The organism is Herbaspirillum robiniae (assembly GCF_002213415.1).
Lineage (GTDB): Bacteria > Pseudomonadota > Gammaproteobacteria > Burkholderiales > Burkholderiaceae_D > Herbaspirillum > Herbaspirillum robiniae.
The window spans coordinates 63,121-78,534 of the sequence record NZ_NJGU01000007.1 but is presented as its reverse complement, the minus strand read 5'-3'; the positions used below and the strand labels follow the sequence as shown (position 1 = coordinate 78,534).

General features: G+C 65.5%; 13 protein-coding genes. 8 read left to right on the top strand and 5 right to left on the bottom strand.

Annotation, left to right across the window (positions count from 1 at the left end; translation table 11 throughout):
- Positions 1 to 6 precede the first annotated feature (6 nt).
- On the bottom strand, positions 7 to 666 hold the full coding sequence (pyrE, locus tag CEJ42_RS14030; RefSeq protein WP_079217564.1) for an orotate phosphoribosyltransferase: 660 nt from the start codon (positions 664 to 666) through the stop codon (positions 7 to 9).
- 147 nt (positions 667 to 813) lie between these two features.
- On the opposite strand from pyrE, the gene CEJ42_RS14025 reads away from it, so the two are divergent.
- Positions 814 to 1,590 carry an exodeoxyribonuclease III gene (locus CEJ42_RS14025; RefSeq protein WP_079219259.1) on the top strand — a complete coding sequence of 259 codons (777 nt, stop codon included), beginning with the start codon at positions 814 to 816 and terminating at the stop codon, positions 1,588 to 1,590.
- 231 nt (positions 1,591 to 1,821) lie between these two features.
- Here CEJ42_RS14025 and CEJ42_RS14020 read toward each other — a convergent pair whose 3' ends face one another.
- From CEJ42_RS14020 to dprA, 3 genes are all read right to left on the bottom strand, one after another.
- Entirely contained in the window at positions 1,822 to 4,482 is a 2,661-nt protein-coding gene (locus CEJ42_RS14020; RefSeq protein ID WP_088751495.1) for a DNA topoisomerase III, read from the bottom strand.
- 316 nt (positions 4,483 to 4,798) lie between these two features.
- Positions 4,799 to 5,275, bottom strand: a complete 477-nt coding sequence (locus CEJ42_RS14015; protein ID WP_079217562.1) for a Smg family protein — start codon at positions 5,273 to 5,275, stop codon at positions 4,799 to 4,801.
- A gap of 87 nt (positions 5,276 to 5,362) precedes the next feature.
- Positions 5,363 to 6,538 (bottom strand): DNA-processing protein DprA, encoded by a 1,176-nt coding sequence (dprA, locus tag CEJ42_RS14010; protein ID WP_088751658.1) that lies wholly within the window; start codon positions 6,536 to 6,538, stop codon positions 5,363 to 5,365.
- 416 nt (positions 6,539 to 6,954) lie between these two features.
- Between dprA and def the strand changes: the two genes are divergently transcribed.
- On the top strand, positions 6,955 to 7,479 hold the full coding sequence (gene def / locus CEJ42_RS14005) for a peptide deformylase (protein ID WP_079217561.1): 525 nt from the start codon (positions 6,955 to 6,957) through the stop codon (positions 7,477 to 7,479).
- An 82-nt stretch (positions 7,480 to 7,561) separates the two neighbouring features.
- Here def and CEJ42_RS14000 read toward each other — a convergent pair whose 3' ends face one another.
- The gene (locus CEJ42_RS14000) at positions 7,562 to 8,626 is read right to left on the bottom strand and encodes an MBL fold metallo-hydrolase (RefSeq protein WP_079217560.1); all 1,065 of its coding nucleotides are present in this window, start codon (positions 8,624 to 8,626) and stop codon (positions 7,562 to 7,564) included.
- Between the two features lie 267 nt (positions 8,627 to 8,893).
- Here CEJ42_RS14000 and CEJ42_RS13995 point away from each other — a divergent pair, with 267 nt between their 5' ends.
- The 6 genes from CEJ42_RS13995 (at position 8,894) to CEJ42_RS13970 (ending at position 15,410) form a co-directional block, all read left to right on the top strand.
- Positions 8,894 to 9,328 carry a MerR family transcriptional regulator gene (locus CEJ42_RS13995; protein ID WP_079217559.1) on the top strand — a complete coding sequence of 145 codons (435 nt, stop codon included), beginning with the start codon at positions 8,894 to 8,896 and terminating at the stop codon, positions 9,326 to 9,328.
- A gap of 94 nt (positions 9,329 to 9,422) precedes the next feature.
- On the top strand, positions 9,423 to 10,607 hold the full coding sequence (locus CEJ42_RS13990; protein ID WP_079217558.1) for an isovaleryl-CoA dehydrogenase: 1,185 nt from the start codon (positions 9,423 to 9,425) through the stop codon (positions 10,605 to 10,607).
- A gap of 25 nt (positions 10,608 to 10,632) precedes the next feature.
- Positions 10,633 to 11,235: a 2-hydroxychromene-2-carboxylate isomerase gene (locus CEJ42_RS13985; RefSeq protein WP_088751494.1), complete on the top strand. Its 603-nt coding sequence runs from the start codon at positions 10,633 to 10,635 to the stop codon at positions 11,233 to 11,235.
- Complete coding sequence (locus CEJ42_RS13980) at positions 11,235 to 11,657, top strand: YchJ family protein (protein WP_088751493.1); 423 nt, start codon at positions 11,235 to 11,237, stop codon at positions 11,655 to 11,657. The genes CEJ42_RS13985 and CEJ42_RS13980 overlap by 1 nt, the downstream gene beginning before the upstream one ends.
- A 59-nt stretch (positions 11,658 to 11,716) precedes the next feature.
- Positions 11,717 to 13,351, top strand: coding sequence for a carboxyl transferase domain-containing protein (locus CEJ42_RS13975; protein WP_088751492.1), 1,635 nt, complete (start codon positions 11,717 to 11,719; stop codon positions 13,349 to 13,351).
- 31 nt (positions 13,352 to 13,382) lie between these two features.
- Complete coding sequence (locus tag CEJ42_RS13970; RefSeq protein ID WP_088751491.1) at positions 13,383 to 15,410, top strand: acetyl/propionyl/methylcrotonyl-CoA carboxylase subunit alpha; 2,028 nt, start codon at positions 13,383 to 13,385, stop codon at positions 15,408 to 15,410.
- The last annotated feature ends 4 nt before the right edge of the window (positions 15,411 to 15,414 follow it).

The window sequence follows — 15,414 nt, the reverse complement described above, 5'->3', positions numbered from 1 at the left end:
AGTGGATCAGACGCCGTAGCGCGTGCGGTAGGCGGCCACCGCATCCTTGTACTGGCTCAGGCGCGCATCGCCGCCGTTGGAGATGTACTCGAACAGGTCATTCAGGTTGCCGATGGAGATCACCGGCATGCCGTATTCCTTGGCCACTTCCTGCACCGCCGAATGCTCCGACAGCGCGCCGTCCTTGCCCGAGCGCTCCATGCGATCCAGCGCGATCAGCACCGCGCAGGGCGTGGCGCCGGCGGCGCGGATCATGTCCACCGACTCGCGCACCGAGGTGCCGGCCGAAATCACGTCGTCGATGATGACGACCTTGCCGGCCAGCTTGGCGCCGACGATGGTGCCGCCCTCGCCGTGGTCCTTGGCTTCCTTGCGGTTGAAGGCGAAGGGCACGTTGCGGCCCATGCCCGCCAGCGCGACGGCGGTGGCCGACGCCAGCGTGATGCCCTTGTAGGCGGGGCCGAACAGCATGTCGTATTCGATGCCGGAGTCGGCCAGCGTCTGCGCGTAGAAGCGCGCCACCTGGGCCAGCGTCGCGCCTTCGGAAAACAGGCCGGCGTTGAAGAAATAGGGCGAGGTACGGCCCGCCTTGGTGACGAACTCGCCAAAGCGCAGCACGCCGGCCGACACGGCGAATTCGATGAATTCTTGTCTCAAGTTGCTCAAAATGCATTCCCGGGGAAAAGTGTAACGAAGGCTGGCGCAGCGCATGCTTACCTGCCGGCAAGCACGGCGCGCAGCGAAATCAGACCGATATTTTAAATGAAACGCCCTATCGGTTATGCTACCGGCCTTACTTTGCAGGATCAGACCATGCCAAAAATCGTCTCCGCCAATCTCAACGGCATCCGCTCCGCGGCCAAAAAAGGCTTCTTCGAATGGCTGCAGAAGGAGTCGCCCGACTTCGTCTGCGTGCAGGAACTGAAGGCCCAGGCGGCCGACATGACCGAACAATTCCTGACCCCGCCCGGCTACGTCGGCCACTTCCACTATGCGCAGAAGAAGGGCTATTCCGGCGTCGGCGTCTACAGCAAGCGCGAGCCGGATGCGGTGCGCATCGGCTTCGGCAATACCGAGTTCGACGACGAAGGACGCTATGTCGAATGCGACTACGGCGACCTCACCGTGATCTCGCTGTACGCGCCCTCGGGCTCCTCCAGCGACGAGCGCCAGCAGGCCAAGTTCCGCTTCATGGAGGTGTTCCTGCCGCACCTGGTGGAGCTGGAAAAGAGCGGCCGCGAGATCGTGATCTGCGGCGACTGGAACATCGCCCACAAGGAAATCGACCTGAAGAACTGGAAGAGCAACCAGAAGAACTCCGGCTTCCTGCCGGAAGAACGCGCCTGGATGACACGCATCTTCGACGAGCTCAAGCTGGTCGACGTCTACCGCCTGCTGCATCCGGACACCACCGGCGACGCCTACACCTGGTGGAGCAACCGCGGCCAGGCCTGGGCCAACAATGTGGGATGGCGCATCGACTATCACGTGGCGACCCAGGGCATCGCGGGGCGCGCGCAGAGCGCGGCCATCTACAAGGAAGCGCGCTTCTCGGACCACGCGCCGCTGACTGTTAACTACGCGGGCTGAGCGCAGCCGCTCGGTCGCTACGGCCGCCAACGACGCTGGCTCCCCGCTTTCGCGGGGACGACACTGAGGCAGCGACCGATACATCCGTCGCAAGGACTGCCCCACTACCGTCGTCGCCGCGAAAGCGAGAACCCAGCGACGTTCGTCATGCATCAACCGCCGTTGCGCCACCCATGAAAAAACCCTCGCGATTCGCACCGCGAGGGTTTTCTCTTTGGGGAGCAGCCAGACTCAGGCGCTGGCCGTCTTCTTGGCCACCGCCTTCTTCAGCGGCGGCTTCTTCGCCGCAGCCGGTTTCTTGGCGGCAGCGGCCTTGGGCTTGGCTGCGGCCTTCTTCACCGGCTTGGCCGCGGCCTCGTCGGCGCCGCCTTCAGCGTCGGCTGCTGCAGCCTTGCTCTTGGCAGGCGCCTTGGCCTTGCGCTCCTCGAACTCGAAGCCGATCTTGCCGTCCTTGCCGCGCACCAGGAAGGCCTTGAACGGCCGGCGGGTACGCTGCGAGATGAAGCCCGGCAGCAGGTCGGTCTTGCCGTCGTTGAGCAGCTTGGCCATCTGCTCGGGCAGGATCTCCTGCTGCAGGATGATGCGGCTGCTGCGGAAGTCGCAGGCCTTGGGCTTGGCGACCGTCTTTTCGCAGACATAGGCCAGGCCCATCTCGTAGACGCCGGAAGCGCACTTCGGGCAAGGACCCAGCGGCGTCTGTTCGCTGAAGTCGACCGGCTCGCCGCCCTCGCCTTCGCCGTCGTTCTGGCCGAAGTCGAACTCCAGCTTGAAGTTCTTGATCTCTTCGTCGCGCGAAATCTTCAGGATCGCGGCGAACGGACGGCCCATCTTGGAGCGGAAGCCCTGCAGCGGACCGATGGTGCGGTTCTTCAGCAGCTCCTCCACCTCGGCGATCTCGAACTGGCGCCCGCCGGGCACCTTGGTCATCGAGAATTCGCACTTGGTGCAGGCGAAGCGGCGATAGTTTTCCTTCACCACGCCGCCGCAGTTCGGACATGGCGTGTGCAGCGTCGCGTAGTCGCCGGGGATGGTGTCGTTGTCGTATTCCTTGGCGCGCTTGACGATGATCTGGGTCATCTGCGCGATCTCGCGCATGAACTCTTCACGGCTGATCTTGCCGCGCTCCATCTGCGACAGCTTGTGCTCCCACTCGCCGGTCAGTTCGGGCTCGGTCAGTTCGTCCACGCCCAGGCCGTGCAGCAGCGTCATCAGCTGGAAGGCCTTGGCGGTGGGCATCATCTCGCGGCCTTCGCGCAGCAGGTACTTTTCGTTCAGCAGGCCTTCGATGATGGCCGCGCGCGTGGCCGGCGTGCCCAGGCCCTTGCCGGCCATCGCTTCGCGCAGCTCGTCGGAATCGACCAGCTTGCCCGCGCCTTCCATGGCCGACAGCAGGGTCGCTTCGGAATAGCGCGCAGGCGGCTTGGTGACCAGGCCGTTGGCGACGACCTTGTCGGTCTTGACCTTCTCGCCCGGCGCCACGGCGACCAGGTTGCCGCCGCCTTCCTTGTCCTTGTCATCTTCCTCGACCTGCTTGCCGTAGATGGCCAGCCAGCCGGGGTTGATCATGACCTTGCCTTCGCTCTTGAACTGGTGGCCCGACACTTCGGTGAAGCGGGTGGTCACCTGGAACTCGGCGGCCGGGAAGAACACCGCCATGAAGCGGCGCGTCACCAGGTCGTAGAGTTTCTGTTCCGGCTCCGACAGGTTCTTGGGCACCTGGGTGGTCGGGATGATGGCGAAGTGGTCGCTGATCTTGGTGTTGTCGAAGATGCGCTTGTTGGGCTTGACCCAGCCCTGCTTGAGGATCTGCTTGGAGAACTGGTGGTAATTATTGTTCTCCGACAGCGCCTCCATCGTGTCCTTGACGGTCTGCAGGTAGTCTTCCGGCAGGTGGCGCGAATCGGTACGCGGGTAGGTCAGCACCTTGTGCTTTTCATACAGCGCCTGCGCCAGGCCCAGGGTGTTCTTGGCCGAGAAGCCGAAGCGCGAGTTGGCCTCGCGCTGCAGGCTGGTCAGGTCGAACAGGCCGGGCGCCATCTGCGTGGTCGGCTTGGACTCTTCGGTGACGTTGCCGATCTTGTCGCGGCAGGCCGCCACGATGGAGTCGGCCGCCGCCTTGGCCCACAGGCGCTCGGGGCGCTTTTCGGGATCGTTCTCGTCCTTCTTGTGCGAGCGGTCCAGCCAGCGGCCCTTGTAGACGCCGGCGGCGCACACGAACTCGGCGTGCACTTCCCAGTAGTCGCGCGGGACGAATTTCTTGATCTTCTCTTCGCGCTCGACCACGATCGACAGGGTCGGCGTCTGCACGCGGCCCACGGTGGTCAGGTAGAAACCGCCTTCCTTGGAGTTGAAGGCGGTCATGGCGCGCGTGCCGTTGATGCCGATCAGCCAGTCGGCCTCGCTGCGGCAGCGGGCGGCATTGGCCAGCGGCATCATCTCGTCGTCGTCGCGCAGCTGCTTGAAGCCGTCGCGGATCGCGCCCGGCGTCATCGACTGCAGCCACAGGCGCTTCACCGGCTGCTTGGCCTTGGTGTATTGCGCGATCAGGCGGAAGATCAGCTCACCTTCGCGGCCCGCGTCACATGCGTTGATCAGGGTGGTGACGTCCTTGCGCTTGATCAGCTTGGAGAGCACCTTCAGGCGCGACTCGGTCTTGGCGATCGGGTTGAGCGCGAAGTGCGGCGGAATCATCGGCAGGTGCGTGAAGCTCCATTTGCCGCGCTTGACGTCGTATTCCTCGGGCACCGCGATTTCCAGCAGGTGGCCGACGGCGGACGACAGGATGTAGTCGTCGGATTCGAAATACTCATCGTGCTTGGTGAAGCCGCCGAGCGTCTTCGCGATGTCGTTCGCGACAGATGGCTTCTCGGCAATGATGAGGGTCTTGCTCATAGGTATGGGTCTCTAGAGAGAGGTCGGTTGCTGGAGTGCGTCGATGAATCGTCAGGCCCATCTGGGGCCGGGACCTCCCGAAACAACTCCATGTCGCCCGAAGCGCGCGAAAACCCTGCCTGCAGCCCGCGTGGCGTGCTGCCAGCGCTTTCATTGCTTCTGAACAACGGAATTTTTATATAGTAGCCAATATCGGGCCGATGCGGGGGAATGATAAGCGTGATGCAAATGAAACGGCAAGCCCGAAGGCTTGCCGGATCAGCGTTTCATGCAAGTTTATGTGGACAGGCTGGCAACGCTGCCCCAAATGCGCCGTTCAGTGCAGCAGGCGCGGTTCGTTCTCGTCCTCGTCGAGGAAGAGCTCTTCGAACATCAGGCCGTCCGGCTCCTTGCCCTGGCTCCACAGCACCATCAGCACGATGACCTTGAGCTTTTCGAGCGTGATCGGCACTTCGCCGGCCGCCAGCGCGCGTTCGACCACGATCTCGCGCTGCATGGCGTCGAGCATCTTGGCCGATTCGAGGAATTGGATGAAACCGATGGCTTCCACGCCCAGCACGTCGGTCTCCTGGCGCGCGTAGATGCGGGTGCCGAAAGAAAAAGCGGTTTGCTGGGGGTAGCTGTCGGCAAATTCGTGGTTGGCGACTTCAAGATCGGTCAGCCATCCGAGCGCCTGCGAGATTTCTTCTTCTTCAAAACCTATCGCGGACAACTTCTTGACCAGGGCCTCCGGTTCGGGGCAGGCATCCGGGCGATAGTAGGTTTCGTACAGGTAAACGAGGACATCAAACATAGGTCTACTCTATCGCGAAGGGTGTGAATACACAAGTCGGCGAGTCCAGTATGGCAGGATTTCGCCGATCGCGGTGCATAAATTTGATCACCCCAGGCGGCGGTAGCGCCCTCCCGGCAACACCTCGATCCGGCCCTCCAGCTCCAGCATCAGCAGCAGTCCTGAAAGCCGCGCCGCGTCAAGCTTGCAGCGCAACGCCAGGGTGTCGGAATCGACCGGGTCGAAGCCCATTGCATGCATGACAACTGCCGCTTCCGCATCGCCGTTTTCGACGCCCTTTTCGATGCCGGAACGACAAGCCTGAACCTCATCCGTTGCCATTGCAGCAACCGCAGGAATTCTCCGCGCCACCGGCATTTCTTCGAGGATGTCCTGCACGGTCTCGACCAGCTTGGCGCCCTGGCGGATCAGCTGGTGGCAACCCTTGGCCAGCGGTGAATGGATGGAGCCCGGAATGGCGAACACGTCGCGCCCCTGCTCGGCCGCCATGCGCGCGGTGATCAGCGAGCCCGATTGCGCCGCCGCCTCCACCACCAGCACCGCGCGCGCCAGGCCCGAGATCAGCCGGTTGCGACGCGGGAAATTGGCCGCCAGCGGCGGCATGCCCAAAGGGTATTCGCTGACGATGCAGCCCTGCTGCGCGATGCGCTGCGCCAGCGCGCGGTTGCGCAGCGGATAGTCGATATCGATGCCAGTGCCGATCACGGCCACGGTCGAGCCCGGGCCGCGCAATCCGCCCTCATGCGCCGCCGCGTCGATGCCCAGCGCCAGGCCGGAGACGATCGCCAGGCCGGCGCGGCTGGCCTGTTCCGAAAAGCGCTCCGCATGCGCCTGCCCCTGCGCGGTGGCATTGCGGCTGCCGACCACCGCCAGCGCCTCGGCGCGCAACAGCGCCGCGTTACCCCTCACGTAGAGCAGCAGGGGCGGATCGGCGATGTTGAGCAGGGACGACGGATACTGCGGATCGGCCAGCGTCACGATGGCGTGGCCGGGCTGCTGCGCCCAGGCCAGCGTGGCGGCGATGCGGGCCCGCTGCACGGCGCCGGGCGTGCCCAGCAACGCCGCTGCCGCGCGCGGCGTGACGACGGCTTCCAGCGCGGCGCGCCCGGCCTTCAGGACATGGCCTGGCAGGCCAAACGCGGCCAGCAGGCGACGTCCGCCCTCGGGGCCGATGCCGTCGGCCAGCGTCAGTCTCAGCCAGGCCTCAAGACTGGCCGGATCCCGGTCGTCGGCGCCGTGTTCATGCTGCGAAGAAATGTCCATACGCTGGTCCTCGATCTGTCGCGGCGGCATCAATTCCGGCGGCGGTGCAGGTCGCCGCTGTTGCCTGCCAGCGCCGCCGCAGGAGCCGAACGGCGGGAACGGCGGGAAAAGGGCCGTGCTGTGCTAAACTTTTTCATGCTTTCGGGGAAAAAAATCCAAGCACCCGCGCCTTGGCCGACATGCGGCTGCGACCGGGAACTGGGCACTGAATCGGATTGAATCGGATTGCCGCATGACAATCCGGCGGCAAAGCCGGTAATTCTGCCGCTGCCGCGCTTGAAGCGGCATCAACCAGCCCTATTTAAGAATCATTCCCGAAACGAATTTTCCAGGCTGCTCGCAAAACCGCGAGCGCCCATGCGGCGGAGCGCGAAGCGCTCCCCGGTTTTCCAAGATCGACACCGAGATTTACGCGTATGGCCCTGCTCAACATCCTCCGTTACCCCGACCCGCGCCTGCACAAGGTCGCCAAGCCCGTCACCGTGTTCGACGAGCGCATCAAGAAGCTGGCCGCCGACATGGCCGAGACCATGTATGCCGCGCCCGGCGTCGGCCTGGCGGCGACCCAGATCGATGTGCATGAGCAGGTCATCGTCATCGACGTCTCCGACGGCGGCAACGAGCTGCGCGTGTTCATCAATCCCGAAGTGCTGTGGGCCAGCGAAGAAAAGCGCGTCTACGACGAAGGCTGCCTGTCGGTGCCGGGCATCTATGACGGCGTGGAGCGTCCGGCGCGCGTGAAGGTGCGCGCCTTCGACGCCGACGGCAAGCCGTTCGAAGTGGAAGCCGACGACCTGCTGGCGGTTTGCATCCAGCACGAGATGGATCACCTGAAGGGCAAGGTCTTCGTCGAATACCTGTCGCCGCTGAAGCGCAACCGCATCAAGACCAAGCTGCAGAAGGAAGAGCGCGAGCTGAAGAAGAGCGCGGCCAACGGCTGACGCTTCTTCCTCGTCAAAAACGAAACGCCGGACATGTCCGGCGTTTTTTTATTGGGCCCGGGCGCTGCCCGGCGCGCATCGCTCAGGCGGCGACGAACCGGTAGACCTCATCCTCGCCCAGCACGCGCTTCAACGCGCCGTCGTACCAGAGCTTGTGCAGATGCGCGACCGCCTCGCCCAGCGCGAACGAGAGCTGGTGCGTGTCCAGCGGACGCTTGAACAGCACCGGCAGGATGTCCACGCCCGACTGCGGCGTCGCGCAGGCTTCCAGCACTTCTCCCAGGCGCAGGCGATGATGCTCGTCGAGCTGGGCGATGCGCGTATGCAGTCCGCGGAAAGGCTTGCCGTGCGACGGCAGCACCAGCGCGTCGGCCGGCAGGTGCGCGTATTTCTTCAGCGAGTCGAGGAACTGCTGCACCGGGTTGGCCTCGGGCTCGATGGCGAACACCGAGACGTTGGTCGAGATCCGCGGCAGCACCATGTCGCCCGAGATCAGCACGTTGGCGTCGCGGCAGTAAAGCGAGACATGCTCGGGCGAGTGGCCGAAGCCGGTGATGATTTCCCAGTCGCGCCCGCCGATGCGCACCGCATATTCCTCCTGCAGGCGGCGATAGGAGGACGGCACCGCCGGCACCAGATCGGGGTAGTAAGTATTGCGGCCGGCCAGCTTGGCGATGGTGTCCGGATCGGTCAGGCCGTGGCGGCGGAAATGCGGCGCGGCCGACGGCCCTTCGGCGCCGGGCAGCGCGGCCGACATCACGCGCGCGAACGCATAGTCGCCCGCGCTCATCAGCAACGGCGCCTGCCAGCGCCGGCACAGCCAGTCGGCCAGGCCGACATGGTCCGGATGGCAATGCGTGACCAGCACGCGCACGATCGGCAGGCCGCCGAGCTCGTCGGCGAAAATGCTCTCCCAGGCGTCGCGCGTGGCGTCGGTGGCGATGCCGCAATCGACCACGGTCCAACCGCGGCGCGGGCCCTGCGGCGTCTCGACCTCGTCTTCCAGCAGCCACAGATTGATGTGGTTCAGCGCGAACGGCAGCCCCATGCGCAGCCAGCGGATGCCCGGCGCGACCTCCATGGTGCGGCCGGTGTCGGGCATGGCGTCGCCGTAGGCGTAGTCGAGCTGGGATTCAAGAGCGTTCATGAAATACCTGGGCTATTGCTGCAAACGTGAAAACGGATCCGCCGGACATTGCTCCGGCGACAACAAGACATCCGGCCATCAAGGCTTGTGCATTTTCCGCTGGACGGACGGGCACAATATACTTTACGTTAACGTAAAGTGCCAGTTCCCGGAAGCAGATCTGCGCATCCGTTCCGCGCAGAGAGACATGCGCGGAACGGATGCGCAGATGACCGATGGAACCAGCTTAACCAATATTCCCGTTCGACGCAGACCAGGCCCACGTCCATGCCCACCTACACCATCACCGAACTGGCGGAAGAATTCGAGATCACGCCGCGGGCGATCCGCTTCTACGAGGACCACGGCATCCTCAATCCCAAGCGCGAAGGCGCGGGCGGGCGCAACCGCGTCTACCCCGCGCGCGAACGCACGCGCCTGAAGCTGACGCTGCGCGGCAAGCGACTGGGCTTCACGCTCTCGGAGATCAAGGACCTGATCGACATGTACGAGTCGCCCAAGGACACGGAAGTCCAGCTGCAGAGTTTTCTCGGCGTGCTGCGCCAGCATCGCGAAAAGCTGGAGCGCCAGCGCGAAGACCTGGAGCTGACGCTGGCGGAGATCGCCGCGCATGAGGACGAATGCCGGCGCCTGCTGGCCGACGGCAGGATCGAACCGAAGAAGAACGGCGCCGCCGGCAAGCCGCGGCGCAAGGCGGCATGAGGGCGATGCCCTCCGGCCGCCGCGATTGACGTAAACGTCAAATGCATCATCCATAACGGCACCAGACCAAGACAAACCCAATGAGGAGACAAGCATGATCCACCTGCCAGGCCTGAGCTTCGACCACGGCGAAGACATCGACGCGCTGCGCGCCACCGTGGCCGAATTCGCCAAGACCGAAATCGCCCCGCGCGCCGCCGAGATCGACCGCAGCGACCAGTTCCCGATGGACCTGTGGAAGAAGATGGGCGACCTGGGCGTGCTGGGCATCACCGCCAGCGAGGAATACGGCGGCGCCGACATGGGCTATCTGGCGCATATCGTGGCGATGGAGGAAATCTCGCGCGCCTCGGCCTCGGTGGGCCTGTCCTACGGCGCGCACTCCAACCTGTGCGTGAACCAGATCAAGCGCAACGGCAACGACGCGCAAAAGAAGAAATACCTGCCCAAACTGATCTCCGGCGACTTCATCGGCGCGCTGGCGATGTCGGAACCCAACGCCGGCTCGGACGTGGTCAGCATGAAGCTGCGCGCCGACAAGAAGGGCGACCGCTACGTGCTCAACGGCAGCAAGATGTGGATCACCAACGGCCCCGACGCCGACGTGCTGGTGGTGTACGCCAAGACCGACCTGGAAGCCGGCGCGCGCGGCATGACCGCGTTCCTGGTGGAGAAGGGTTTCAAGGGCTTCTCGGTGGCGCAGAAACTGGACAAGCTGGGCATGCGCGGCTCGCACACGGGCGAACTGGTGTTCCAGGATTGCGAGGTGCCGGAAGAGAACGTGCTGGGCGGCATCGGCCGCGGCGTGAACGTGCTGATGTCGGGCCTGGATTTCGAGCGCACCGTGCTCTCCGGCGGCCCGCTGGGCATCATGCAGGCCTGCATGGACGTGGTGGTGCCCTATGTGCACGACCGCAAGCAGTTCGGCCAGGCCATCGGCGAGTTCCAGCTGATGCAGGGCAAGCTGGCCGACATGTATTCCACCATGATGGCCTGCAAGGCCTACGTCTACGCGGTGGGCCAGGCCTGCGACCGCGCCGGCTCTCCCGAGAAGGTGCGCGCGCTGCGCAAGGACGCCGCCGGCGCCATCCTGTACTCGGCCGAGAAGGCCACCTGGATGGCCGGCGAGGCGATCCAGTCGCTGGGCGGCAACGGCTACATCAACGAATACCCGGTCGGCCGCCTGTGGCGCGACGCCAAGCTCTACGAGATCGGCGCCGGCACCAGCGAGATCCGCCGCATGCTGATCGGCCGCGAGCTGTTCGCCGACACGCTTTGACTCCACAGGACGAGGCCATCACACCATGAGCAATCCCATCGACTTCTACTTCGACTTCAGTTCGCCCTACGGCTACTTCGGCGCCGTCGAGATCGGCAAGCTGGCCGAGAAACACGGCCGCCAGGTCAACTGGCATCCGATTCTGCTGGGCCCGATCTTCAAGCAGATCGGCACCAACTCGCTGGTGCTGATCCCGGTCAAGGGCGAGTACTCGCGCCACGACATGGGTCGCACCGCGCGCTTCCACAACATCTACTTCAAGGAACCCGGCAACTTCCCCATCGGCACGCAGGTCGCCGCGCGCGCCGCGCTGTGGGTGCAGGAGCAGCAGCCGGCCAAGGCGGTCGACTTCATCCGCACCGTCTACAGCGCCTACTTCACCGAGGACATCGACATCAGCGTGGCGGCCAACGTGCTGCGCATCGCCGGCGACCTCGGCATCGACGCCGGGGCGTTGGAGGCGGCGCTTAGCACGCAGGAGATCAAGGACAAACTGAAGCAGGCCACCGAAGACGCGGCCCGCGCCGGCGTGTTCGGATCGCCCTTCGTGATCGTGGACGGCGAAGCCTTCTGGGGCTTCGACCGCTTCACGCAGCTGGACGCATTTTTACAAAACGGAAAGATCTGATGAGCAACAAGAAAGACAAGGCCGGCGCCGCATGCCCTTGCGGCAAGGGCGCATTCGCCGCCTGCTGCGGCCGCTTCATCTCGGGCGCGGAAGTCCCGGCCACGGCCGAGCTGCTGATGCGCTCGCGCTACAGCGCCTACGCGCTGCGCGACGAGGCCTACCTGCGCGCGACCTGGTTCCCCGAGACCCTGCCGGAAGAAGAGCTGACCGGCGAAACCGACGTCAACTGGATCGGCCTGGACATCAAGAAGCAGACCCACGTGGCCGGCAGCGACGAGGCCACGGTGGAATTCGTGGCGCGCTTCAAGGTCGGCGGCAAGGCGCACCGGATGCACGAGGTCAGCAACTTCGTGCGCCAGCCGGACGCCCAAGGCACGCCGCGCTGGTACTACGTCGACGGCGAATTCCCGGGCGACCGCTAGGCCGCCAGACCGGTCCTTGACGCCGGCAGCAGACAAAAGAAACTGAAGAGAGAGACGACATGCCGCAGATCGAAAGCAAGCTCAACCCGCGCAGCGAGGATTTCCAGAACAACCGCGAAGCCATGCAACGCATCGTCGACGACCTGAAGCAGAAGGTCGCGGCGATCGCCGAAGGCGGCGGCCAGGCCGCGCGCGACAAGCACATCGCGCGCGGCAAGCTGCTGCCGCGCGAGCGCGTGCAGATGCTGCTGGACCCCGGCACGCCCTTCCTCGAATTCTCGCAGCTGGCGGCCTACGGCATGTACCGCGAGAAGGACCGCGACGGCCACCTGAAGGACGCCGCGCCCTCCGGCGGCATCATCACCGGCATCGGCCGCGTGGCCGGGCAGGAATGCGTGATCGTGTGCAACGACGCCACGGTCAAGGGCGGCACCTACTATCCGATGACCGCCAAGAAACACTTGCGCGCGCAGGAAATCGCCGAGTTCAACCACCTGCCCTGCATCTACCTGGTCGACAGCGGCGGCGCCAATCTGCCCAACCAGGACGAGGTGTTCCCCGACCGCGACCACTTCGGCCGCATCTTCTTCAACCAGGCCAACATGTCGGCCAAGGGCATCCCGCAGATCGCGGTGGTGATGGGCTCCTGCACCGCCGGCGGCGCCTACGTGCCGGCGATGAGCGACGAATCCATCATCGTCAGGGACCAGGCCACCATCTTCCTGGCCGGGCCGCCGCTGGTGAAGGCGGCCACCGGCGAGGTGGTCACGGCCGAAGAACTGGGCGGCGGCGACGTGCATACGCGCCTGTCTGGCGTGGCCGACCACCTGGCGCAGGACGACACCCACGCGCTGGCGATCGCGCGCGGCATCGTCGGCCACCTGAACCGCACCAAGCCGCAACAGCTGGCGCTGCGCGAAGCCGTGGCGCCGAAGTATCCGGCGCATGAGCTGTACGGCGTGATCCCTACCGACACGCGCAAACCCTTCGACGTGCGCGAGGTGATCGCGCGCATCGTCGACGGCAGCGAGTTCGACGAGTTCAAGGCGCGCTACGGCACCACGCTGGTGTGCGGCTTTGCCCACCTGCACGGCATGCCGGTGGGTGTGATCGCCAACAACGGCATCCTGTTTTCAGAAGCGGCCGAGAAAGGCACGCACTTCATCGAGCTGTGCTGCCAGCGCAAGATCCCGCTGATCTTCCTGCAGAACATCACCGGCTTCATGGTCGGCAAGAAATACGAGAACGAAGGCATCGCCCGCCACGGCGCCAAGATGGTGACGGCGGTCTCCACCGCCAAGGTGCCCAAGCTGACCGTCATCATCGGCGGCAGCTTCGGCGCCGGCAACTACGGCATGTGCGGCCGCGCGTTCTCGCCGCGCTTCCTGTGGATGTGGCCCAATGCGCGCATCTCGGTGATGGGCGGCGAGCAGGCCGCCAGCGTGCTGGCCACCGTCAAGCGCGACGGCATCGAAGCGCGCGGCGGCAGCTGGAGCGCCGAGGAGGAAGCCGCGTTCAAGGATCCGATCCGCGCGCAGTACGAAACGCAGGGCCATCCCTACTACGCCTCGGCGCGCCTGTGGGACGACGGCGTGATCGACCCCGCCGATACGCGCACGGTGCTGGCGCTGGGACTGTCGGCCGCGCTCAATGCGCCCATCGAAGAGACGAAGTTCGGCGTCTTCCGCATCTGACGCCCGCGGCAAGAGAACAAGAGGAGACAACATGATCCATAAAATCCTGATCGCCAATCGCGGCGAAATCGCCTGCCGCGTGGCGGCCACCGCGCGCCGCATGGGCATCGCGACCGTCGCCGTGTATTCGGACGCCGACGCCGGCGCCAAGCACGTGCAGGCCTGCGACGAAAGCGTGCGCCTCGGTCCGGCGCCGGCCAAGGAGAGTTACCTGTGCGGCGACAAGATCATCGCCGCCGCGCTGGCCACCGGCGCGCAAGGCATTCATCCCGGCTACGGCTTCCTGTCGGAGAACGCCGACTTCGCCCAGGCCTGTGCCGACGCCGGCCTGGTCTTCATCGGCCCGCCCGCCTCGGCGATTCGCGCCATGGGCTCCAAGTCGGCCGCCAAGGCGCTGATGGAAAAGGCCGCGGTGCCGCTGGTGCCGGGCTATCACGGCGAGCGCCAGGAGAGCGAGTTCCTGCGCGGCGAAGCCGATCGCATCGGCTATCCGGTGCTGCTCAAGGCCAGCGCCGGCGGCGGCGGCAAGGGCATGCGCGTGGTCGAACGCTCGGAAGACTTCGCCGCCGCCCTGGCGTCGTGCAAGCGCGAGGCGATCTCCAGCTTCGGCGACGACCGCGTGCTGGTCGAGAAATACCTGACGCGGCCGCGCCATATCGAGATCCAGGTGTTCGCCGACACGCACGGCAATTGCGTCTACCTGTTCGAGCGCGACTGCTCGGTGCAGCGCCGTCACCAGAAGGTGCTGGAAGAAGCGCCGGCGCCCGGCATGACGGCCGAGCGTCGCGCCGCCATGGGCGAAGCGGCGGTAGCGGCGGCGCGCGCGGTGGGCTATGTCGGCGCGGGCACGGTGGAATTCATCGCGGACTATAGCAACGGCGAGGACGGCAGCTTCTACTTCATGGAGATGAACACGCGCCTGCAGGTGGAGCATCCGGTGACCGAGATGATTACCGGCCAGGACCTGGTCGAGTGGCAATTGCGCGTGGCCTCGGGCGAACCCCTGCCGTTGAAGCAGGACCAGTTGCGCATCGCCGGCCACGCCATCGAGGCACGCATCTATGCAGAAAATCCGGAGAAGGGTTTCCTGCCCTCGATCGGCACGCTGGCGCGCATGCGCACCGCGAGCGCCGTCGAGTTTCGCCTGCACCAGGGCGACGTGTCGCAGCCGGCCGCCGTGCGCATCGACTCCGGCGTGCGCGAGGGCGACGCCATCTCGCCCTTCTACGACCCGATGATCGCCAAGCTGATCGTCTGGGGCGCCGACCGCGAGGCCGCGCTGCGCAACATGTCGCGCGCGCTGGCGCAATACCAGGTGGTGGGCCTGGCCACCAACATCGGCTTCCTGCAGCGGCTGGTGGCGGGCGCCGCGTTCTCGCAGGCCGACCTCGACACCGGCCTGATCGAGCGCCATCACGAGACGCTGTTCCCAGCGCCCGCCGCGCCTGCGCTGGAGACGCTGGCGTTCGCCGCCGTCGCGGTGCTGAACGAAGAAGGCAGCAAGAGCGACAAGGCCGATCCATGGTCCTCGGCCAACGGCTGGCGCATGAACGGCAAGCTGCTGCGCGCGCTGGAGTTCGCCGGCGACGCCGGTGCGGCCAGACTGCAGCTGGAATACGCCGGCGACGGCAACAGCTGGACCTTGCTGACAGGGGGCGCATCGCACGCGTTGCGCATCGAGTCGGTGACGTCCGGTGCCTGCAGCATCACGCTCGACGGCCGCCTGCTGCGCGCCGACGTGGTGCGCGAGGGCGAACTGCTGCACGTGTTCGACGGCCGCGCGCAGCGCAGCCTGCGCTATGCGGATCCGATGGCGCACGCCGGCCACAGCGAGGCCGAAGGCGGCCGCCTGACCGCGCCGATGCCGGGCAAGATCGTGGCGGTGCTGGTCGAGAAAGGCGGCAGCGTCGACAAGGGCGCGCCGCTGCTGATCATGGAGGCGATGAAGATGGAACACACCATCGCCGCGCCCGCCGACGGCACCGTCGAAGACCTGCTGTACGCGGTCGGCGACCAGGTGGCCGAAGGCGCGCAGCTGCTCGAATTCAAAGCGGCCTGAAGTC

Bases quoted from the DNA above. Each gene is read 5' to 3' on its own strand.
- CEJ42_RS14025 (WP_079219259.1), top strand. From the start codon at position 814: ATGCCAAAAATCGTCTCCGCCAATCTCAACGGCATCCGCTCCGCGGCC.
- CEJ42_RS14020 (WP_088751495.1), bottom strand. From the start codon at position 4,482: ATGAGCAAGACCCTCATCATTGCCGAGAAGCCATCTGTCGCGAACGAC.
- CEJ42_RS14015 (WP_079217562.1), bottom strand. From the start codon at position 5,275: ATGTTTGATGTCCTCGTTTACCTGTACGAAACCTACTATCGCCCGGAT.
- dprA (WP_088751658.1), bottom strand. From the start codon at position 6,538: ATGGACATTTCTTCGCAGCATGAACACGGCGCCGACGACCGGGATCCG.
- def (WP_079217561.1), top strand. From the start codon at position 6,955: ATGGCCCTGCTCAACATCCTCCGTTACCCCGACCCGCGCCTGCACAAG.
- CEJ42_RS14000 (WP_079217560.1), bottom strand. From the start codon at position 8,626: ATGAACGCTCTTGAATCCCAGCTCGACTACGCCTACGGCGACGCCATG.
- CEJ42_RS13995 (WP_079217559.1), top strand. From the start codon at position 8,894: ATGCCCACCTACACCATCACCGAACTGGCGGAAGAATTCGAGATCACG.
- CEJ42_RS13990 (WP_079217558.1), top strand. From the start codon at position 9,423: ATGATCCACCTGCCAGGCCTGAGCTTCGACCACGGCGAAGACATCGAC.
- CEJ42_RS13985 (WP_088751494.1), top strand. From the start codon at position 10,633: ATGAGCAATCCCATCGACTTCTACTTCGACTTCAGTTCGCCCTACGGC.
- CEJ42_RS13980 (WP_088751493.1), top strand. From the start codon at position 11,235: ATGAGCAACAAGAAAGACAAGGCCGGCGCCGCATGCCCTTGCGGCAAG.
- CEJ42_RS13975 (WP_088751492.1), top strand. From the start codon at position 11,717: ATGCCGCAGATCGAAAGCAAGCTCAACCCGCGCAGCGAGGATTTCCAG.
- CEJ42_RS13970 (WP_088751491.1), top strand. From the start codon at position 13,383: ATGATCCATAAAATCCTGATCGCCAATCGCGGCGAAATCGCCTGCCGC.